At 67.1% G+C, this 20559-nt stretch carries 18 protein-coding genes; 10 read left to right on the forward strand and 8 right to left on the reverse strand.

Annotated features, from left to right (window positions below; translation table 11 throughout):
• Nucleotides 1–69: 69 nt before the first annotated feature.
• Nucleotides 70–1464, reverse strand: a complete 1395-nt coding sequence (gene ffh / locus GFK26_RS01940; RefSeq protein WP_101491166.1) for a signal recognition particle protein — start codon at nt 1462–1464, stop codon at nt 70–72.
• Between the two features lie 191 nt (nt 1465–1655).
• Between ffh and GFK26_RS01945 the strand changes: the two genes are divergently transcribed.
• From GFK26_RS01945 to GFK26_RS01980, 8 genes are all read left to right on the forward strand, one after another.
• Complete coding sequence (locus tag GFK26_RS01945; protein WP_153280617.1) at nt 1656–2468, forward strand: cytochrome C assembly family protein; 813 nt, start codon at nt 1656–1658, stop codon at nt 2466–2468.
• Nucleotides 2465–2722 (forward strand): PP0621 family protein, encoded by a 258-nt coding sequence (locus GFK26_RS01950; RefSeq protein ID WP_153280618.1) that lies wholly within the window; start codon nt 2465–2467, stop codon nt 2720–2722. Before GFK26_RS01945 ends, GFK26_RS01950 begins: the two co-directional genes overlap by 4 nt.
• Nucleotides 2719–4416, forward strand: a complete 1698-nt coding sequence (locus GFK26_RS01955; RefSeq protein ID WP_153280619.1) for a two-component system sensor histidine kinase NtrB — start codon at nt 2719–2721, stop codon at nt 4414–4416. The genes GFK26_RS01950 and GFK26_RS01955 overlap by 4 nt, the downstream gene beginning before the upstream one ends.
• 5 nt (nt 4417–4421) lie before the next feature.
• On the forward strand, nt 4422–5972 hold the full coding sequence (locus GFK26_RS01960; protein WP_153280620.1) for a sigma-54-dependent transcriptional regulator: 1551 nt from the start codon (nt 4422–4424) through the stop codon (nt 5970–5972).
• Complete coding sequence (gene ampD / locus GFK26_RS01965) at nt 5959–6576, forward strand: 1,6-anhydro-N-acetylmuramyl-L-alanine amidase AmpD (protein ID WP_153280621.1); 618 nt, start codon at nt 5959–5961, stop codon at nt 6574–6576. The genes GFK26_RS01960 and ampD overlap by 14 nt, the downstream gene beginning before the upstream one ends.
• Before the next feature lie 348 nt (nt 6577–6924).
• Nucleotides 6925–9837, forward strand: a complete 2913-nt coding sequence (locus GFK26_RS01970; protein WP_153280622.1) for a ribonucleoside-diphosphate reductase subunit alpha — start codon at nt 6925–6927, stop codon at nt 9835–9837.
• 219 nt (nt 9838–10056) lie between these two features.
• A complete protein-coding gene (locus GFK26_RS01975; RefSeq protein WP_099795108.1) occupies nt 10057–11247 on the forward strand; it encodes a ribonucleotide-diphosphate reductase subunit beta in 1191 nt (396 codons plus the stop codon).
• Nucleotides 11248–11446: 199 nt separating this feature from the next.
• Nucleotides 11447–12007, forward strand: coding sequence for a histone H1-like DNA-binding protein (locus GFK26_RS01980; protein ID WP_099795107.1), 561 nt, complete (start codon nt 11447–11449; stop codon nt 12005–12007).
• 114 nt (nt 12008–12121) lie between these two features.
• Here the strand turns inward: GFK26_RS01980 and GFK26_RS01985 are convergent, their stop codons facing one another.
• From GFK26_RS01985 to GFK26_RS02015, 7 genes are all read right to left on the reverse strand, one after another.
• A complete protein-coding gene (locus GFK26_RS01985; protein ID WP_153280623.1) occupies nt 12122–13024 on the reverse strand; it encodes a carbohydrate kinase family protein in 903 nt (300 codons plus the stop codon).
• Nucleotides 13025–13082: 58 nt separating this feature from the next.
• Nucleotides 13083–14462: a zinc-ribbon and DUF3426 domain-containing protein gene (locus GFK26_RS01990; protein ID WP_153280624.1), complete on the reverse strand. Its 1380-nt coding sequence runs from the start codon at nt 14460–14462 to the stop codon at nt 13083–13085.
• A gap of 82 nt (nt 14463–14544) precedes the next feature.
• Complete coding sequence (gene prmA / locus GFK26_RS01995) at nt 14545–15435, reverse strand: 50S ribosomal protein L11 methyltransferase (protein ID WP_153280625.1); 891 nt, start codon at nt 15433–15435, stop codon at nt 14545–14547.
• Between the two features lie 23 nt (nt 15436–15458).
• Nucleotides 15459–16808, reverse strand: coding sequence for an acetyl-CoA carboxylase biotin carboxylase subunit (accC, locus tag GFK26_RS02000; protein WP_099795103.1), 1350 nt, complete (start codon nt 16806–16808; stop codon nt 15459–15461).
• A 2-nt stretch (nt 16809–16810) separates the two neighbouring features.
• The gene (gene accB, locus GFK26_RS02005; protein WP_153280626.1) at nt 16811–17269 is read right to left on the reverse strand and encodes an acetyl-CoA carboxylase biotin carboxyl carrier protein; all 459 of its coding nucleotides are present in this window, start codon (nt 17267–17269) and stop codon (nt 16811–16813) included.
• Nucleotides 17270–17370: 101 nt separating this feature from the next.
• The gene (locus tag GFK26_RS02010) at nt 17371–17931 is read right to left on the reverse strand and encodes a TlpA family protein disulfide reductase (protein WP_153280627.1); all 561 of its coding nucleotides are present in this window, start codon (nt 17929–17931) and stop codon (nt 17371–17373) included.
• The gene (locus tag GFK26_RS02015; RefSeq protein ID WP_101491179.1) at nt 17932–18528 is read right to left on the reverse strand and encodes a hypothetical protein; all 597 of its coding nucleotides are present in this window, start codon (nt 18526–18528) and stop codon (nt 17932–17934) included.
• Nucleotides 18529–18629: 101 nt separating this feature from the next.
• Between GFK26_RS02015 and mpl the strand changes: the two genes are divergently transcribed.
• Nucleotides 18630–20042 (forward strand): UDP-N-acetylmuramate:L-alanyl-gamma-D-glutamyl-meso-diaminopimelate ligase, encoded by a 1413-nt coding sequence (gene mpl / locus GFK26_RS02020; protein ID WP_153280628.1) that lies wholly within the window; start codon nt 18630–18632, stop codon nt 20040–20042.
• Nucleotides 20039–20548 (forward strand): cupin domain-containing protein, encoded by a 510-nt coding sequence (locus GFK26_RS02025; RefSeq protein ID WP_153280629.1) that lies wholly within the window; start codon nt 20039–20041, stop codon nt 20546–20548. The genes mpl and GFK26_RS02025 overlap by 4 nt, the downstream gene beginning before the upstream one ends.
• Nucleotides 20549–20559 lie beyond the last annotated feature (11 nt).

Consider the following 20559-nt stretch of genomic DNA (forward strand, 5'->3'; position numbering starts at 1 on the left):
AACGACAAAGCCCACCGGGGCATCCCCCGGCGGGCTCTGTCTGTCTCTATATATGTATGTGTGTACGGCTCAGAACGGCAGCTTGCCGCCGCCTCCGCCCATGCCGGGCATTCCGCCCATGCCCTTCATGCCGCCCATCTTCTTCATCATCTTCATGAGGCCGCCGCCCTTCATCTTCTTCATCATTCCCTGCATCTGCTCGAACTCGTTGAGCAGGCGGTTCACCTCCTGAACCTGCACGCCGGCGCCGGCCGCGATGCGGCGCTTGCGCGTGGCTTTCAGCAGCTCGGGCTTGCGGCGTTCCAGCGGCGTCATGCTCTGGATGATCCCTTCCTTGCGGCGGATGTCGCGCTCGGCACGCGTCATGTCGGCCTCGCTGGCCTTGGCGGCCATCTGCTGGGGCAGCTTGTCCATCAGGCTGGAGAGGCCGCCCATCTGCTTCATCTGCTGCAGCTGGCCAAGGAAGTCGTTCAGGTCGAAGCCCGCGCCGCTCTTGACCTTGGCCGCGAGCTTCTGCGCCGCTTCGACGTCGACGCCGGCCGTGACCTGCTCGACCAGCGCGACGATGTCGCCCATGCCCAGGATGCGGCCCGCATGGCGCTCGGCGTCGAACACCTCGAGGCCGTCGATCTTCTCGCTCGTGCCGGCGAACTTGATCGGCACGCCCGTGACCTGGCGCACCGACAGCGCCGCACCGCCGCGCGAATCGCCATCGGTCTTGGTCAGGATGATGCCGGTGAGGGGCAGCGCTTCCTTGAAGGCCTTGGCGGTGTTGATCGCGTCCTGGCCCTGCATGGCATCGACCACGAACAGGGTTTCGACCGGGTCGAGCGCCGCATGCAGCTGCTTGATTTCGGTCATGAGCACTTCGTCGATCGCCAGGCGGCCGGCCGTGTCGACCAGCAGCACGTCGAAGTAGTGGCGCTTGGCGTGGTCGAGCGCGGCGCGCGCGATGTCCAGCGGCTTCTGGTCGGGCGTGCTCGGGAACCACTCGGCGCCGGCCTGCTTGGTGACGGTCTTGAGCTGCTCGATGGCGGCGGGGCGGTACACGTCGCCCGACACGGTGAGCACCTTCTTCTTGCGCTTCTCGATCAGGTGCTTGGCGAGCTTGGCGGTGGTGGTGGTCTTGCCGGCGCCCTGCAGGCCGGCCATGAGGATCACCGCCGGCGGTTGCGCCGCGAGGTTGATGTCCGACACGCCCTCGCCCATGGTGGCGGCGAGTTCGCGGTTGACGATGCCGACCAGCGCCTGGCCCGGCTTGAGCGAGCCCAGCACTTCCTGGCCGAGCGCCTTCTCCTTCACGCGGGCGACGAAGTCGCGCACCACGGGCAGCGCCACGTCGGCCTCCAGCAGTGCCATGCGCACTTCGCGCAGCATGTCCTGCACGTTGCTTTCGGTGATGCGCGCCTGGCCGCTCATCGTCTTGACGAGGCGGGAGAACTTTTCGGTGAGGGCGGTGGCCATGAGCGGGATGCCTTGTCGCCCGCTGCGGCGGGCTATTGGAAAGTCGGAAAGTCGTGAACGGAATCGACGGCCTACGGCCCCTTCGCGAGACACCGAGGAACCGGCTTTGCCGGGCCTCTGGTGTCGCCCCCGGTGAGGGGGTTGGCGCTGCGACACGAAGTACGCAAGCCTGGGGGAGATAAACTGTACTGATGATTTTAGCGATCCCCTCCCCACTCGGCGTGGCGCTGGGCATCGCCACCGCGGCGGCCTACGGTTTTGCCGCTGCCGCCGGTGCGCGGCTCAGCCGCCAGACCACCCAATGGGCGCTCGGCATCGCATGGCTTCTGCATGCCGCGGTGCTCGGCCATGGGTTGGTCGGCGGCGACCCTCGCTTCGGTTTTGCGCCGGCGCTGTCGGTCACGGCGTGGCTGGTGCTCACGGTCTATGCGGTCGAAAGCCGCCTGTACCCGCAACTGAAGGCACGCCGTGCGCTGGCCTGGCTGGGCGCGGCGGCCGTGCTGCTGGCGCTGCTGTTCCCCGGCACGCCGTTGCATGTCAGCGCCTCGCCCTGGCTGCCGCTGCACCTGGCGTTGGGCATCGCCTCGTATGGCCTGTTCGGCGCCGCCGTAGTGCACGCCTGGCTGATCACGCGGGCCGAAAAGCAGATCCGCCTTGCCAGTGCCGACGCACAGGCCGGCGTGCCGCTGCTCACATTGGAACGGCTCACCTTCCGCTTCGTCACGGCGGGCTTCGTGCTGCTGTCGGCCACGCTGCTGGCCGGCCTGCTGTTCAGCGAACAGCTCTACGGCGCCGCCGGCCGCGCCTGGAAGTGGGACCACAAGACCATCTTCTCGGTGCTCGCCTGGCTCAGCTTCGCGGTCCTGCTGACCGGGCGCGCGCGCTTCGGCTGGCGCGGACGCACCGCGCGGCGCGTGCTCTACGCGGGTGCGGCGCTGCTGCTGCTGGCCTACGTGGGCTCGCGCTTCGTGCTCGAAGTCGTGCTGACGCGCCTGCCCGCATGAAGTACCTGCTCGTCCTCGCGGTGGTGTGGGTCGCGATCTGGCTCTGGCGCAAGAACCGGCGCGAAGAGATGCGCGACGCGCAACAGGAACGCGCCAGGAAGGCGCAACAGCGCACGCCGGCCGTCGGCCCGCCGCAAGCCATGGTGCGCTGCGCCCATTGCGGACTGCACCTGCCCGCGGCCGACGCGCTCCCCGGGCCGGACGGCGCGGTGTACTGCAGCGCCGCGCACCGTCAGGCCGGCACCGCCTCATGAGTTCGTTGCGCCGGTCGCGCGGCGAGCCGGCCACCGACTGGGACGTGCTCGACCTGGGCGCCGGCGACAGCACCGCCCTGCTGCGGCTGTGGCGCGGCTTCATGGCGGCACGCTGTTTCGTGGCGCTGGTGCTGGTGCTGCTGCAGGGCGTGGCTTTCGCCATCGGACAGGCCGTGCAGCCGCTGCCGATCGTGCTGTCGGGCGGCTACCTCGTGCTGGCCTGGCTGGAGATGCGCTACGCGCACTTCGAACCGCCGATCCGCGGCTTCTCGACGCTGTGGCTGCTGACCATCGGCGTCGACCTGGGCATCTTCAGCGCCTTGCAGGTGCTGCAGGGCGGCAGCGTCAACTACACGCCGCTGTTCGCGCTGCCGGTCTTGATGAGCGCGGTGCTCGGCACCCTGCTCGTGGGCCTGGGCACCACCGCCACCGTGACGCTGCTGCTGCTGGCCGACGCCGGCTGGCACTGGCTGCAGCAACCCAACGACCCGTCAGCGCGCTTCGTGCAGGCCGCCCTCACCGGCACCGGCCTGTTCGTGGTGGCGCTGCTCGCGCACGAGCTGGCGCGCCGGCTGGCACGCGAAGAGGCGGTGGCGCAGCGCAGCCGCAGCCATGCGCAGATGCAGGCGCAGGTCAACGACCTCGTGATCGAAACGCTCAGCGAAGGCGTGCTCGTGATCGACGCCGAAGGACTGGTGCATGCGGTCAACCCGGCGGCCGACGCCATCCTCGGCCAGGGCCTGGCGCAACTGGCGCTGCCGTTCCCGCTGCACACCCAGCCGGCCTGGCATGCGCTGGCCGCGCTGGCGCGCCAGACCTTCGCGCGGCGCGCGCCGCAGACCGAAGAAATCCCGGTGGCGCAGGCACGCGGCGCGGCGCGCGAGGTGCGCGTGCGCACCCGGCTCACGCCCACCGACGACCGCCGGGCCGACAGCCTGTGCGTGATGTTCCTGCAGGACCTGCGCGAGCTCGAAGCCCGCATCCGCACCGAAAAGCTCGCCGCGATGGGCCGCATGTCGGCCGCGGTGGCGCATGAAATCCGCAACCCGCTGGCCGCCATCGCGCAGGCCAGCGCGCTGCTCAGCGAAGACCTGACCGACCCGGCGCACCGCAAGCTGACCGACATGGTGCAGCACAACGCGCAGCGCCTGGCGCGCATCGTGGACGACGTGCTCGACGTTTCTCGCGCGCGCCAGCAGCGCGTGCTGTCGCTGGGCGAACAGCTGGTGCTCGACCCGGCCGCGCAGATCCTGGCCGAGGAATGGGTGCGCCAGACGCAGCGCAAGGGCGTGCGCATCGCGCTCGACGCGCCGGGCAGCGAGGTGCGCTTCGAGGCCGAGCACCTGCGCCGCCTGCTGGTGAACCTGCTGGACAACGCGGCGCGCTACGCGAGCCAGCGCGACGGCGCGATCCAGGTCATCACCACGGTGCAGCGGGCCGGCGTGCAGCGCGCCGCGTTGCTGGTGTGGAGCGATGGTGCACCGCTGGAACCGGCGGTGCAGCGCCACCTGTTCGAACCCTTCTTCTCGTCCGAGAGCCGCTCCAGCGGCCTGGGCCTGTTCCTGTGCCGCGAGCTGTGCCGGCGCCACGGCGCGACCATCGGCTACGAACGGCGCGCGCTGGTGCCGGGCGGGCCCGAGGGCAATGAATTCTTCGTCAGCTTCGCACCGAGCGAAAACCGGCTGACACAATAGCGGCCGTGAGCTCCCTCCCGCCCTCCGCCGCCGCCTCGCGCCCTGCGCAGATCCTCGTCATCGACGACGAACCCGACCTGCGCACGCTCTACGAACTCACGTTGCTGCGTGAAGGCTACCGGGTGGAAGCCGCGGGCAGCGTGTCCGAAGCCTGGCAGCACCTCGAGGCCGGCCGCTTCGACGCCGTGATCACCGACATGCGGCTGCCCGACGGCGAAGGCATGGAGATCATCCACCGCATCCAGAAAGACCAGCGCAGCGAGCGCTGCGTGGTCATGACCGCCTACGGTTCGGCCGAGAACGCGGTCGAGGCGCTGAAGGCCGGCGCCTTCGACTACCTCACGAAGCCGGTCGACCTGAAGCAGTTCCGCGCGGTGGTGGCGTCGGCCGTGCAGGCCAACCGCGCCGCGGTGGTCGTGCCGCAGAAGCCCGCGCCGCAAGCCGCCGGCCGCAGCGGCGAACGCCCCGACGCGCTGGCCGTGACGCGCAGCGGCGCCACCGCGCTCGACCGGCTGGTCGGCGACTCCGACCCGATGCGCCTCGTGAAGTCGCGCATCGCCAAGGTGGCGCGCGGCATGGCGCCGGTGCTGGTGCGCGGCGAGTCGGGCACCGGCAAGGAGCTGGTCGCGCGCGCCGTGCACGGCTGCAGCCAGCGCAGCGACGGCCCCTTCGTCGCGGTGAACTGCGGCGCCATTCCCGAGAACCTGCTCGAGGCCGAATTCTTCGGCGCCAAGAAGGGCTCGTACACGGGCTCGTCGCAAGACCGCGACGGCTACTTCCAGGCGGCGCGCGACGGCACGCTGTTTCTCGACGAGATCGGCGACCTGCCATTGGCCATGCAGTCGAAGCTGCTGCGCGCCATTCAGGAACGCAGCGTGCGCGCCATCGGCTCGACGCAGGAAGACGCGGTCGACGTGCGCATCGTGAGCGCCACCCACAAAGATCTGCACGCCGAGGTGCTGGCCGGCCGCTTCCGGCAAGACCTGTTCTACCGCCTCAACGTGATCGAGATCGCGGTGCCCGCGCTGCGCGAGCGCCGCGAAGACCTGCCCGCCCTGTGTACCGCGCTGCTCGCGCGCATCGCGCAAGACGGCGGCCTGCCGGCGCCGCGCCTGTCCGACGCGCTGCTGCAGCGCCTGGCCCAGCACCCGCTCGACGGCAACGTGCGCGAACTCGAGAACCTGTTGCACCGCGCCGTGGCGCTGAACGACGGCGACGAGCTGCACATCGACCTCATGGGTGCGATGCCGGTGGCGCCTCGCACCGAATCGATCGTGCCGACCGAGGCGGCGACCGCCGCTGTTGCGGCGCCCGCACCGGCACCGGCCGTCGAGCCCAAGCCCGCACCGCCGCCGCTGCCTTCCGATCTGCAAGCCTGGCTCGACCAGCAGGAGCGCGAGATCCTCGTACGCGCGCTGCACGAAAGCGGCTTCAACCGCACGGCCGCCGCCGCGCGGCTGGGCATGAGCCTGCGCCAGATCCGTTACCGCATCGCGCGCCTGGGCATCTCCACGCCCAACGGCGACGACGGCGCCACCTCGCATGCCGACGACTGACGACCTCGTCACGACACCGACCGGCGACGACGGACTCTGGCGCGCCGGCTGGTACCGCTTCGCCAAGGCCCTGCCCTCACCCAACTTCGGCCCGCGCCCCGTCGGCGCGCAGACCGACCTGATCGTGCTGCACTCGATCAGCCTGCCGCCCGGCGAGTACGGCGGCGACGCGGTGCAGCAGCTCTTCACCAACCAGCTCGACTGGGACGCGCATCCGTACTTCCAGTCGATCCGCGGGCTCGAGGTGTCCTCGCATTTCTATGTGCGGCGCAACGGCGAGCTGTGGCAGTTCGTGAGCTGCGACGACCGCGCCTGGCATGCCGGCGTGTCGTCGTGGCGCGGACGCACCAACTGCAACGACGACTCCGTCGGCATCGAGCTCGAAGGCCTCGAGGGCGAGCACTTCGAAGAGGCGCAGTACGAAACGCTGGCCAGCCTCTGCGCCGCGCTCGCGCAGCACTGCGCCATCGCCCACATCGCCGGCCACGAGCACATCGCGCCCGGCCGCAAGCAGGACCCCGGCGCCGGTTTCGACTGGCGCGTGCTGCGCGAACAGCTCGGCTGGAGTCCACAAATGTTTCCCGAGCAGGTGGTGGCGCGCTAATTTTTTCAATCGCTCCGTGGCCCGCGATGCGCCGCTCTCGCAGCGCAGCAATCTCGTAAGCGCAGGCACGCGACGCAGCAACCATGCGGCCTGCAGGCCCAAATCGCCTTGCAAGCCGCGCCCCGCGTGGGTTGCGCCACCATGGTCCAGTATTCACGCGGCATCGCTGGCGATGCGCTGAGTGCGGAGCAATTTCCGCAGGGACCGCCCCAGAGAAAAACACTACCTGTAGTGGCTTGTAGGGCGCCGACACCCTAGATATAGTGTCTTCCCGTTCGGCAACAACGCCGACGCAAGGCCCGCGAGGCCTTGCCAACCAACAAGAATTGCACAACCGAGAGGAAGCGAATGCAAACTGCACTGAACACCCCGTCGACCCCCCGCGCCGTCCCCGCGACGCCGCAGCAGCAACAAGACACTGCGGGCTCGCCCACCGGTCAGAACCTCGCCCACTACCAGATCATTCGCCGCAACGGCGCCGTCGTTCCCTTCGAACCGAACAAGATCGCCATCGCCATGATGAAGGCCTTCCTGGCCGTGCATGGCACCCAGGGCGCGGCTTCGGCCAGCGTGCGCGAGACGGTCGACACGCTCACGCAAGGCGTGATCCGCGCCATGGTGCGTTCGCGTCCGGGCGGCGGCACCTTCCACATCGAAGACGTGCAGGACCAGGTCGAGCTCGGCCTGATGCGTGGCGGCCACCACGAAATCGCGCGTGCCTACGTGCTGTACCGCGAACGCCGCACGCAGGAGCGTTCGAAGCAGGGCGAGCAGGACGTGCCCGCCGCACCGGCGCTGCATGTGCTCGACAACGGCGAGCGCGTGGCGCTCGACCTGAACGAACTCAAGGGCCTGATCGAGTCGGCCTGCCAGGGCCTGGGCGACAGCATCACCGCGGCCCCCATCGTCGCCGAGACGATGCGCAACCTGTACGACGGCGTGCCGCTGGACGAGGTCTACAAGGCCTCCATCCTGGCCGCCCGCACGCTGATCGAGAAGGACCCCGACTACACCTTCGCCACCGCGCGCCTGCTGCTGCACACGATCTTCAAGGAGATCATCGGCCGCGAAGTGATGCCGGTCGAGCGCGCCACCGCCTACGCCGATTACTTCCCGCAGTTCATCAAGAAGGGCGTCGAGAACGAGCTGCTCGACGAGAAGCTGCTGCAGTACGACCTGCCCCGCCTGGGCGCCGCCCTGAAGGCCGAGCGCGACAACCAGTTCGACTACCTCGGCCTGCAGACGCTGTACGACCGCTACTTCCTGCACGTGCGCAAGACCCGCATCGAGCTGCCGCAGGCCTTCTTCATGCGCGTGGCCATGGGCCTGTCGCTTGGCGAAATCGACCGCGAAGCCCGCGCCATCGAGTTCTACGAAGTGCTGTCGTCGTTCGACTTCATGTCGAGCACGCCCACCCTCTTCAACGCCGGCACGCTGCGCTCGCAGCTCTCGAGCTGCTACCTGACCACCGTGCCCGACGACCTGGACGGCATCTACGAGTCGATCAAGGAAAACGCGCTGCTGTCGAAGTTCGCCGGCGGCCTGGGCAACGACTGGACCCGCGTGCGCGCGCTGGGCAGCCACATCAAGGGCACCAACGGCGAATCGCAAGGCGTCGTGCCGTTCCTGAAGGTGGTGAACGACACGGCCGTGGCCGTGAACCAGGGCGGCAAGCGCAAGGGCGCCGTCTGCACCTACCTGGAAACCTGGCACCTCGACATCGAGGAGTTCCTGGAGCTGCGCAAGAACACCGGCGACGACCGCCGCCGCACGCACGACATGAACACCGCCAACTGGATCCCCGACCTCTTCATGCGCCGCGTGATGGAAAAGGGCACCTGGACGCTGTTCTCGCCTTCCAACGTGCCTGACCTGCACGACCTGTTCGGCGCCGACTTCGAGAAGGCCTACGTCGCCTACGAAGAAAAGGCCGCCCGCGGCGAGATCAAGCCCGCGCGCACGCTCCAGGCGTCGGACCTGTGGCGCAAGATGCTCACGATGCTGTTCGAGACCGGCCATCCCTGGATCACGTTCAAGGATGCCTGCAACGTGCGCTCGCCGCAGCAGCACGCCGGTGTCGTGCACTCGTCGAACCTGTGCACCGAGATCACGCTGAACACCAGCGACACCGAAACCGCCGTGTGCAACCTGGGCTCGGTGAACCTGCTGCAGCATCTGAAGGACGGCAAGGTCGACCAGGAAAAGCTGAAGAAGACGATCTCCACGGCGATGCGCATGCTCGACAACGTGATCGACATCAACTACTACGCCGTGAAGAAGGCGCGCGACTCCAACCTGCGCCACCGTCCGGTCGGCCTGGGCCTCATGGGCTTCCAGGACGCGCTGTACGAACTGCGCATTCCCTACGCTTCGCAGGAAGCCGTGCAGTTCGCCGACGAGTCGATGGAAGCCATCTGCTACCACGCCTACTGGGCCTCGACCGAGCTGGCCAAGGAACGCGGCAAATACTCGAGCTACAAGGGCTCGCTGTGGGACAAGGGCATCCTGCCGATCGACTCGCTCGACCTGCTCGAGAAGGCCCGCGGCGGCTACGTCGAAGTGGACCGTTCGGCCACCCTCGACTGGGACACGCTGCGCGCCAAGATCAAGGCCGACGGCATGCGCAATTCGAACTGCGTGGCGATCGCCCCGACCGCGACCATCTCGAACATCATCGGCGTGGATGCTTCCATCGAACCCTGCTTCGGCAACCTGTCGGTCAAGTCGAACCTGTCGGGCGAGTTCACCGTCATCAACCACTACCTGGTGCGCGACCTGAAGCGCCTGGGCCTGTGGGACGACGTGATGGTCATGGACCTGAAGCACTTCGACGGTTCGCTGCGTCCCATCGACCGCGTGCCGCAGGACGTGAAGGCGCTGTACGCCACCGCGTTCGAAGTGGAAACCACATGGCTGGTGGAAGCCGCCGCACGTCGCCAGAAGTGGATCGACCAGGCGCAGTCGCTGAACATCTACATGGCCGGCGCCTCGGGCAAGAAGCTCGACGACACCTACAAGCTCGCGTGGCTGCGCGGCCTGAAGACCACGTACTACCTGCGCACGCAGAGCGCGACGCACGCTGAAAAGTCGACGGTGCAATCGGGCCGTCTCAACGCGGTGTCGTCGGGCAACGACGCACCCTCGGGCATGAGTGCACTCGAAGCCGCCGCTGCTGCAGCGAAGGCACAGATGAGCGCGATGCCCGCCACCGACATCGCGTTCTGCGGTGTCGACGATCCGACCTGCGAAGCCTGCCAGTGATGTGCAAGTGAAGCGTCATTGAAAAAAGACGCTTCGATCGATCAGCGAGGTGCTCGCAAAAGCGAAAGCGAAAAGCGCGCGACGTTCAATCAATCAAGGCATTGACTGACGTCGCGCGATGCATGCGAGCAACATAACAACCCCATAAATGGCGCACGATGTGAACGAGCACTTTGCAACTCACATCGTTGCTCCGATAATTGCGCATTGGATTTTTCTATGTTGACCTGGGACGAAGAAGTCAAGCCCTCCTTACCAAAGGATATGCAACAAGGATTGCAGCAGCACCACGCATCGACCAGCGGTTCTTCCGCAGGTCGCGCGGTCGCCGCTCCGACTTCGTCGCTTGCACAACCCGCCACTGCCACCGCACCGGTGGCCGCCGCTGCAGGCCAGCGCGTCAAGGCTTCCGACAAGCGCATCATCAACGGCCAGACCGACGTCAACCAGCTGGTGCCGTTCAAGTACAAGTGGGCCTGGGAAAAGTACCTCGCCACCTGCGCCAACCACTGGATGCCGCAGGAAGTGAACATGACGCGCGACATCGCGTTGTGGAAAGACCCGAACGGCCTGACCGAAGACGAACGCCGCATCGTCAAGCGCAACCTCGGCTTCTTCGTGACCGCCGACTCGCTGGCCGCCAACAACATCGTGCTGGGCACCTACCGCCACATCACGGCCCCCGAGTGCCGCCAGTTCCTGCTGCGCCAGGCCTTCGAGGAAGCGATCCACACGCACGCGTACCAGTACATCGTCGAGTCGCTCGGCCTGGACGAAAGCGAGATCTTCAACGCCTACAACGAAGTGCAGTCGATCCGCGAGAAGGACCAGTTCCTGCTCCCGTTCATCGACGCCATCAGCGACCCGCTCTTCAAGACCGGCACGCACGAGACCGACCAGACGCTGCTCAAGTCGCTCATCGTGTTCGCCTGCCTGATGGAAGGCCTCTTCTTCTACGTCGGCTTCACGCAGATCCTTGCGCTGGGCCGCCAGAACAAGATGACCGGCGCCGCCGAGCAGTACCAGTACATCCTGCGCGACGAGTCGATGCACTGCAATTTCGGCATCGACCTGATCAACCAGCTCAAGCTCGAGAATCCCGGCCTGTGGACTGCAGAGTTCAAGGCCGAGATCAAGGACCTCTTCATGAAGGCCGTCGAGCTCGAATACAAATACGCCGAAGACACCATGCCGCGCGGCGTGCTCGGCATGAACGCCTCCATGTTCAAGGGCTACCTGCGCTACATCGCCAACCGGCGCGCGCAGCAGATCGGCCTCGAAACGCTCTTCCCGAACGAGGAAAACCCGTTCCCCTGGATGAGCGAAATGATTGACCTGAAGAAAGAGCGCAACTTTTTCGAAACCCGCGTGATCGAGTACCAGTCGGGTGGTGCGCTCTCCTGGGATTGAATTTTTCGATACACAACAATTCATGAATTCAAGAATTGCCCTTGCCACCGACTGCGCCACAGAGCGCGGCATGGACGAGGGCTCAGGTGTTCATGGTGCTGGAGCTCAGATTCCAACGCCATGAATCACTTCACGCTCCCAACGCGCGTGGAGTGCTTCAATAGGTTGATTTTTTCAACTTGATCAAGGAGAAATAGAAATGGCAACTGCAAAGAAAGCGCCGACCAAGAAGGTCGCTGCAAAGAAGGCTCCGGCAAAGAAGGCTGTCGCCGCGAAGAAGGCTCCGGCAAAGAAGGTCGCTGCCAAGAAGGCTCCGGCTAAGAAGGCTGTCGCCAAGAAGGTCGTAGCGAAGAAGGCTCCGGCAAAGAAGGTCGCGGCCAAGAAGGTTGCTGCCAAGAAGGTCGTAGCGAAGAAGGCTGCACCGGCGAAGAAGGCCGCTGCCAAGAAGGCTCCGGCAAAGAAGGCCGCCGCCAAGAAGGCGCCAGCCAAGAAGGCCGTAGCGAAGAAGGCGCCTGCCAAGAAGGCTGCTGCCAAGAAGGCCCCTGCGAAGAAGGCTGCCGCCAAGAAGGCTCCTGCCAAAAAGGCAGCCGCCAAGAAAGCCGCGAAAAAGCCCGCTGCCAAGCCTGCCGCTGCTGCCAAGAAGCCTGCTGCCAAGAAGGCCGCCGCGCCTGCGAAGGCTGCCGTAGCGCCTGCCCCTGCGGCGCAAACGACGCTGAATCCCCAGGCGGCTTGGCCGTTTCCGACGGCCAGCAAGCCCTGAGTGAATTCTCAGCGGCCCTGAAAGGCACAAAGCCCGGCACCGCAAGGTGCCGGGCTTTTTTCATGGGCGCCGCTATTTGCCGCATCGCCGAAGCAATGCAGGCACGTCAGCGAATCACAGGTCGAGCGTGGCGCGATCGATCTGGTAGTTCTGCGGTCCGCGTTGCGCAATCTTGAGCGCGCCGATGCGATTGCCGAGCGCTGCGCAGCGCGCCAGCGGCCATTCCTTTTCCAGGCCGTACAGCAGGCCGCCGCGCCATGCGTCGCCGCAACCCGTGGGCTCGATCACCGCTGTGGGCGTCACGCCGGGCACGTGCTCGCGTTCACCCTTCGTCCACACCTCACAGCCCTCAGCAGCCAGGGTGACCACGAGACCGCGCACGCGCTGCGAGATCTCGGCCAGGCTCCAGCCGGTGCGCTGCGACAGCATCTTGCCTTCGTAGTCGTTGACCACAACCCAGCTCGCGAGCTCGATGAAGTGACGCAGCGCGTCGCCGTCGAACATCGGAAGGCCCTGGCCCGGATCGAACACGAAGGGAATGCCGGCGGCGGCGAATTGCTCGGCGTGCTGCAGCATCGCGTCGCGGCCATCGGGCGCGATGATGCCGAGCTTGATGTCTTCGCGCGCCACCACCTTCGTGACGTGCGCCTGCTGCATCGCGCCGGGGTGGAACGCCGTGATCTGGTTGTTGTCCGTGTCGTTCATGATCATCGCCTGCGCGGTGAAGGTGTCGTCGAGCTGACGCACGAACTCCGTGCTGATGCCCAGCGTGCGCATGCGCTCGGCGTAGTCGGCGCCGTCGCTGCCCAGCGTGGCCATCGGCAGTGCCGTGCCGCCGAGTGCATTGAGGCTGTAGGCGATGTTGCCGGCGCAGCCGCCGAAGTCACGACGCAGGCCCGGCACCAGGAACGACACATTCAGGATGTGCAGCTGGTCCGGAAGGATCTGGTCGGCGAACCGGCCCTCGAAAGTCATGATGGTGTCGAACGCGAGGGAACCGCAAATCACTGCTGCCATGGGTGGACCGTAGGTTGGATGAAAAAGGGAACGAACGGCGCGCGTGTCGGCGCTCCGCTCAGGGATAGAAAGCTTCGACGCGGTAGCCCGCGATCGGCGGCAACGCCGCTGCTTCGCTGGCCGACAGGGTCAGCGGCAGCGAGGCCGCACGGTCGGCACGCGCGGCCAGCACGCCGGGCGCGCCGTAGTCGGTCGGTGTCAGCACGCGCCGCACGACAGCCTGCTCCTGCGAGTCGAGCAGCGACAGTTCGATGGCCGGCATGGCGAGCGGCACGGTCGCCGCATTGCGCAAGGTGAAGCTCAGCCGGTAGTCGTTGCCGCCGCTCTTCTCGCGCGCGAAGGCCGCGCCTTCGATCACGATGTCGCCAATCTGGCGCAGTGGCGCGAGCTCGCAGCCGGTGTACTGGCACAGCGCCGACAGGGCCGGCCGCAGGTTCGGCTGACGCGCCACGATGCCGTCGCGTTCATGGCGAACCACCTGCACGATGAGGATCAACGCCGCGAGCACGGCCAACACCGCGATCAGGCGACGCGTGCCCTTGCGTTGCCAGAAGCCGAGAGACTTTTCGACCGGCTCCTCTTCTTCGGCGAAGGGATGGTCCTCGGGCGCCTCGAAGGTTGCGGAGAGCGAGAAGTCGGGCTCGCCTTCGGCACGGATGCCGGGGCCGGGCAGCGGCGCGACCGCCGCTTCGTGCTGTTGCGCATCGCGGGCCTTGGCGTTCGCGATCTTGGCCGACTTGGCGCGCGCGCGGCGCAGCGCCTTCTGGATCAGGAGCTGGTCGTGGTCTTTTTCTTCCTGCTCACGCTCTCCAGCCGCGCCGTCGTCGTCCTCACCGGTCGCTGCGACCAGCCCGCGCAGCGCGGAACTGCGCGGCAGGTTGGGCAAGGGCGGCGCAGGCGACGGCGACGCGGGCGGCGGTGCGCCGAGGTTCAGGTCGATGTTCGGAAACGGCGGCAGCGAACTCGCGGGCGGACGCCATGCGGGTTCTCGGGTGTCAAGATCGGACCAGGGCTCGTCTGCAGAAAGTCCGTGCGCGGGCAGCGTCAGCGAGAAAGGCAGGGGCGGCGCGGCCGGCGCCGCGGCAGCGGTCGACAGGCCCGCCTCGTCGTGAGGCGCAGGCGTTGGCGCTTGCGGCTCGGACTCGTCGTCGAGAAAGTCTGCTTCCTCGACTGCTGCTGGCACCGCCGTCAGGTCGATGCGCGCATCCTCGAAAGACGCCACCAGTGCGGCCATAGAAGCCATCGGCGAAGAGGCCGGTGCGGGTGCCGGCGCCGCAGGCGCGGACGCAGCACCATCGGGCGCATCCTGCAGGTCGAGCGTGGCATCGAACACATGGCTGCAACGGCCGCAGCGCACCCAACCGTCCGAGATGCGAAGCTGGTCGCGCACCACCTTGAAGGTGGTGGTGCAGGCGGGGCAACGCGTGACGAGGCTCATGACGGGGCGATTGTAGGGTTGGGCCCTCGCCACTCAGGCAGGCGCCCGGGGCGCCCGCAGCGCGAGCGCCCGGCCGCGCGCTTCAGCAGCGCGCGGTCATGAGGATCCAGCCGTCCTCGGTGTCGCTGACTTCGAGCGCGGCGTAGGGCGCATAGGCTGCCTTCAGCTCGTCGGCCTGGCGCTCGAGGATGCCGGCCAGCACCAGCGAACCGCCGGCGGCCACGTGGCTGCGCAGCAGCGGCGCCAGCACCTTGAGCGGCGTCGCGAGGATGTTGGCGAGCACCGTCTGGTACTCGCCCTTGGCCGCTTCAGGCAGGCCGGCGTTCAGTTGCACGCTGTTGGCTTCGGCGTTGAGGCGGGTCGAGGAGACCGCGGCCTCGTCGATGTCGACGGCGTCGATGGTGCGCGCGCCGAACTTCGCTGCACCGATGGCCAGGATGCCGGAGCCGCAGCCGTAGTCGAGCACGCGCTGGTCGGCAAAAGCGCCCTCGCCTTGCGTCGCGATCCAGCGCAGGCACATGCGCGTGGTCGGGTGCGTGCCGGTGCCGAAGGCCAGGCCCGGGTCGAGCCGGATCACCTGCCTGGCTTGTGCCGGTGGCTCGTGCCAGGTGGGCACGATCCAGAACTCGGGCGTGATCTCGACCGGCGCGAACTGCGATTGCGTGAGCCGCACCCAGTCCTGATCGGGCACCGACGCCACGCCGAGCACCGCACAACCGCCGAAGAGGTCCTGCAGCGCGAGCACCGAGGCGGCCTCGTTGGCAGCAGCTTCATCGGGGAACAGCGCGATCACGCGCGAACGCTGCCAACCCTCCTTGGGCGGCGGCATGCCGGGCTCGCCGAACAGGGCCTGCTCGGCATCGGTCTGCGCGTCGGCGTCTTCGACCGACACGCTCAGCGCATCGAGTGCGTCGAGCGCGTCGCCGAGCCATTCGACCCGGTCTTCCGGCGCCATCAGGCGGAGTTCAAACATACAGGGCGTTTTCGCGCGTGGACTCAGCGCTTGTGCGCTGCGAGCCACTCTTCGAGGTAATGGATGTTCGTGCCGCCGCTCATGAACTTGGCGTCGACCATCAGCTCGCGGTGCAGCGGCATGTTGGTCTGGATGCCTTCGATCACGGTCTCGTTCAGGGCCGTGCGCATGCGCGCCATGGCCTGTTCGCGCGTGTCGCCGTACACGATGATCTTGCCGATCATCGAGTCGTAGTTCGGGGGCACGAAGTAGTTGGTGTACACGTGCGAGTCGACGCGAACGCCCGGGCCGCCCGGCGGGTGCCACATGGTGATGCGGCCCGGCGACGGTGTGAACTTCCACGGGTCTTCGGCGTTGATGCGCACTTCGATGGCGTGGCCGCGCATCTCGATCTGGCGCTGCGTGAACGGCAGCTTCTCGCCCGCGGCGACCATGATCTGCGTCTTCACGATGTCGATGCCGGTGGTGAACTCCGTCACCGGATGCTCCACCTGCACGCGCGTGTTCATCTCGATGAAGTAGAACTCGCCGTTTTCGTACAGGAACTCGAAGGTGCCGGCGCCGCGGTAGCCGATCTTCTTGCAGGCGGCTGCACAGCGCTCGCCGATCTTCTCGATCAGCTTGCGCGGAATGCCGGGGGCCGGCGATTCCTCGATCACCTTCTGGTGGCGGCGCTGCATGGAGCAGTCGCGCTCGCCCAGGTAGACGGCGTTCTTGTGCTTGTCCGCGAGGATCTGGATTTCGATGTGGCGCGGGTTCTGGAGAAACTTCTCCATGTACACGGCCGGATTGTTGAAGGCCGCGCCGGCTTCCGCCTTGGTCATCTGGATCGCGTTGACCAGCGCCGCCTCGGTGTGCACCACGCGCATGCCGCGACCACCGCCGCCGCCTGCCGCCTTGATGATGACCGGGTAGCCGATCGCGCGGGCGATGCGCTTGTTGGTGGCGGCGTCGTCGGACAGTTCGCCTTCCGAGCCGGGCACGCAAGGCACGCCGGCCTTGATCATGGCCTGCTTGGCCGAGACCTTGTCACCCATCGTGCGGATGTTGTCGGGCGTCGGGCCGATGAACTGGAAGCCGCTTTGCTCCACGCGTTCGGCGAAATTGGCGTTCTCGCTGAGGAAACCGTAGCCGGGGTGAATGGCTTCGGCGTCCGTCACCTCGGCGGCCGAGATGATGGCCGGCATGTTGAGGTAGCTCAGGCCTGACGGCGCGGGGCCGATGCAGACGGCTTCCTGTGCCAGCTTGACGTACTTGGCGTCGCGATCAGCCTCGGAATAGACCATCACGGCCTTGATGCCCATCTCGCTGCAGGCACGCTGGATCCGAAGGGCAATCTCGCCGCGATTGGCGACCAGAATCTTCTTGAACATGCTTACTCGATGATGAACAGCGGCTGGCCGTATTCGACCGCCTGGCCGTTTTCGCCGAGGATCTGCGTGACCGTGCCGGACTTGTCGGCCTCGATTTCGTTGAGGATCTTCATCGCCTCGATGATGCAGACCGTGTCGCCCTCGTTCACCTTGCTGCCGACTTCGACGAAGGCCGCAGCACCGGGGCTGGACGAACGGTAGAAGGTGCCGACCATCGGCGACTTCACGGCATGGCCGCTCGGGGCGGCTTCGACGGCGGGGGCCGCGGCGGCCGGGGCGGCAGCACCAGCCACGGGCGCTGCAACAGCGGGCGCGGCGGCCAGGGTCTGCACGTACTGCACGGGGGCGGCACCGCCACCCTTGACGATGCGGACCTTGCCTTCGGTTTCGGTGATTTCCAGTTCGGAAATATTCGATTCGGACACCAGATCGATCAGTGTCTTGAGTTTGCGCAGATCCATGGGACTCCAGTGCCAGCTTTGCCGGTCTTTAGGAAAGAACTTGACCGAAAACCGTCGATTTTCGGCGTTTGGCGTCTAACGCCAGCTTGTGTATTTAAATTCTAACCGTGAACAAGTTGGCGTCGCCAAGCGTCCAGGTCGGTGGTTTCAAGCTTGCCCATTTTACGAGCCAGTACCGAACCGTCGCCGTGGAGTACCAAGGTGAACGGCAGGCCGCCCCCAGTGTTACCCAGATTCTTGACCAGTTCCATGCCCTGCAACCCGGCCAATGCGGTCGGGTAAGTGACGGGCGTGCGCTGCAGGAACTTGCGCACGGCACTCGGTTGATCAATGGCCAAGCCTACAACTTGCCAGCCGTTGGCACCATGTTCACGGAAAAAGGCGTCGATCATCGGCATTTCTTCGACGCAGGGTGGGCACCACGTGGCCCAGAAGTTGAGCAGCACGGGCTTGCCGCGCAGGCTCGTCAGGGCCAGCTCGCCGCCTTCGGGGCGCTCGAAACGCTGGTCCCAGAACATGGCCGCATCGAGCTTTTCGCCGCCTTTGGCCGCCACGCCGCTGTCATTGCGCTCCCGCCACCAGGCGCCGGCCACGCCGGCCGCGGCAGCGACTGCCGCCACGCCGGCATACAGCATGCCGCGTCGTGTGGGCGTTGAAGTCATTCACTGGTCCTTTTCTTGTTCAATGCGTCGGCGCAGCGCGTTCAGGTCGCCGCGCGGCGCTCGCCCCTGGGCGTCGGGCTTGAGGGCGCCGCGCAGGTCATCGAGGTCGTACACCAGCAGGTGCACCCCGATTTCCTCGCCCAGCGCCCGGCTCGGCGCGTGGACGCTGAGGGCTTCGACCTGCTCGCCATGGAAGCCGGTCACCATGCGCGGCTCGTAGTCCACGTGGTGATCGATCAGGGCGATTTCGGCCGACTTGGAATCATCGCAGAACAATTGAATATAAATGTCTGACAAACGTGTGGCCGTGCCGTGCCAGACGGCGCCGCCGACATGCGGCCGGAACACGGCCATGCGCTCCATCCATTCGAGCGCGAGCAGACGCAGCGCGTGCAGTTCCTGGGGCTGGGTGTCGGCGCAGAAGAGCGCGATGTAGTCGCGCACCTCGGCCTCGACCTCGTCATTGTTGGGCAGCGCGGTGCGCGTCGGAAGGCCGAGTTCGCGCAGCGCCCGACGCTTGGCCGGGCCGTACTCGAGCCCCTCCTCGACGACGAGTCGGGCGGCAACGGCTGCGATTTCACGCTTGGACGTGTCCATCGGGGCATTTTGCCCGCTGCGGACGCCCCTCACATGAACATCAGTACGGCGCCCGGGGCGAAGCGGCCGGGGCACCCTCAGCGCCTCCCTAGAATTGGCCGATGCACATTCATATTCTGGGTATCTGCGGCACGTTCATGGGCGGTGTGGCCGCTCTCGCACGCGAAGCAGGCCACCGGGTCACGGGCTGCGACGCCGGCGTGTACCCCCCGATGAGCGACCAGTTGCGCGCGCTCGGCATCGACCTGATCGAAGGCTTCGGCGCCGACCAGCTGGCCCTCGCCCCCGACATGTTCGTGGTCGGCAACGTGGTCTCGCGGGCCCCGCTGCCCGACGGCAGCCCCAAGTTCCCGCTGATGGAAGCCATCCTCGACGCCGGCAAGCCCTACACCAGCGGCCCGCAGTGGCTGGCCGAGCACGTGCTGCAGGGCCGGCATGTGCTGGCCGTGGCCGGCACGCACGGCAAGACGACCACCACCTCGATGCTGGCCTGGGTGCTCGAACAAGGCGGCAAGGCGCCCGGCTTCCTGGTCGGCGGCGTGCCGCTCGACTTCGGCGTGTCGGCCCGCCTCGGGGACGGCCCGGCTTTCGTGATCGAGGCCGACGAGTACGACACCGCCTTCTTCGACAAGCGCAGCAAGTTCGTTCATTACCGGCCGCGCACCGCGGTGCTGAACAACCTGGAGTTCGATCACGCCGACATCTTTGACGATCTGGCTGCCATCGAACGCCAGTTCCATCACCTCGTGCGCACCGTGCCCGGCACCGGGCGCCTGGTGGTAAACGCCACCGAAGAAAGCCTGCAGCGCGTGCTGGCCCAGGGCTGCTGGAGCGAACTCGCCCGCTTCGGGGACGGCGGTCCGGCCACGGAGTGGCAAGCGCGCGGCACGCACGACGCCTTCGACGTGCTGCACCGCGGCGAAGTGGTCGGCCGGGTCGAGTGGGCACTCTCGGGCCTGCACAACCAGATGAACGCGCTGGCCGCCATCGCGGCCGCCGACCACGTGGGCGTGCCGCCGGCCGAGGCCGCCCGCGCGCTCGGGCGCTTTCGCAACGTGCGCCGCCGCATGGAGTTGCGCGGCACGGTCGAGGGCAAGAACGGCGCGATCACCGTGTACGACGACTTCGCGCACCACCCCACCGCGATCCGCACCACGCTCGACGGGCTGCGCAAGAAGCTCGATGACGCGGGCAAGCAAAGTGAGCGCATCCTCGCCGCCTTCGAGCCGCGCAGCAACACGATGAAGCTGGGCGTGATGGCCGCGCAACTGCCCTGGAGCCTGGCATCGGCCGACCTGTCGTTCTGCCACACGGCCGGCCTCGACTGGGACGCCGCCGCCGCGCTGGCGCCGATGGGCGCACGCGCTCAGGTCGCCGGCGCCATCGAGCCGCTGGTGCAGCAGGTCGTGGCCGCGGCGCGGCCGGGCGATCACATCGTCTGCATGAGCAACGGCGGCTTCGGCGGCGTGCACGAGAAACTGCTGGACGCCCTGCGCGCCGCCCACGGGTCATGAGCGGCATGCGCGCGCGTGAACTGATCGACACCCTGAAGCTCCAGCCCCACCCCGAGGGCGGCTGGTACAGCGAGGTGTTCCGGTCGGCCGCGCGCGTGACGCCCACCAATGGCCGCGCGCCCCGCAGCGCGCTGACCAGCATCTATTTCCTGCTCGAAGCGCACCAGCATTCGCGCTGGCACCGGGTGCTGTCCGATGAAGTCTGGGTGCATCTGGAAGGCGTGCCGCTGGCGCTGTGGACCTGCGACGCGACGATGCGGACTGCGCCGGCCCACGTGAAGCTGGGCCCTGTCGATATCCACGGCACCCGGCCGCAGCACGTGGTGCCCGCCGGCCAGTGGCAGGCCGCGCGCCCGATCCAGGGCCACGCGGCCGGCGACTACACGCTGGTCGCCTGCATGGTCGGGCCGGGCTTCGACTTCGCGGACTTCTCGCTGGTGCCGCAGGGCAGCGACGAGGCGGCGTCGATGCGGCACCACTGGCCCGACCTGGCCCACATGCTCTAACTAACTACGCT

Source organism: Variovorax paradoxus (assembly GCF_009498455.1).
GTDB classification, from domain to species: Bacteria; Pseudomonadota; Gammaproteobacteria; order Burkholderiales; family Burkholderiaceae_C; genus Variovorax; species Variovorax paradoxus_H.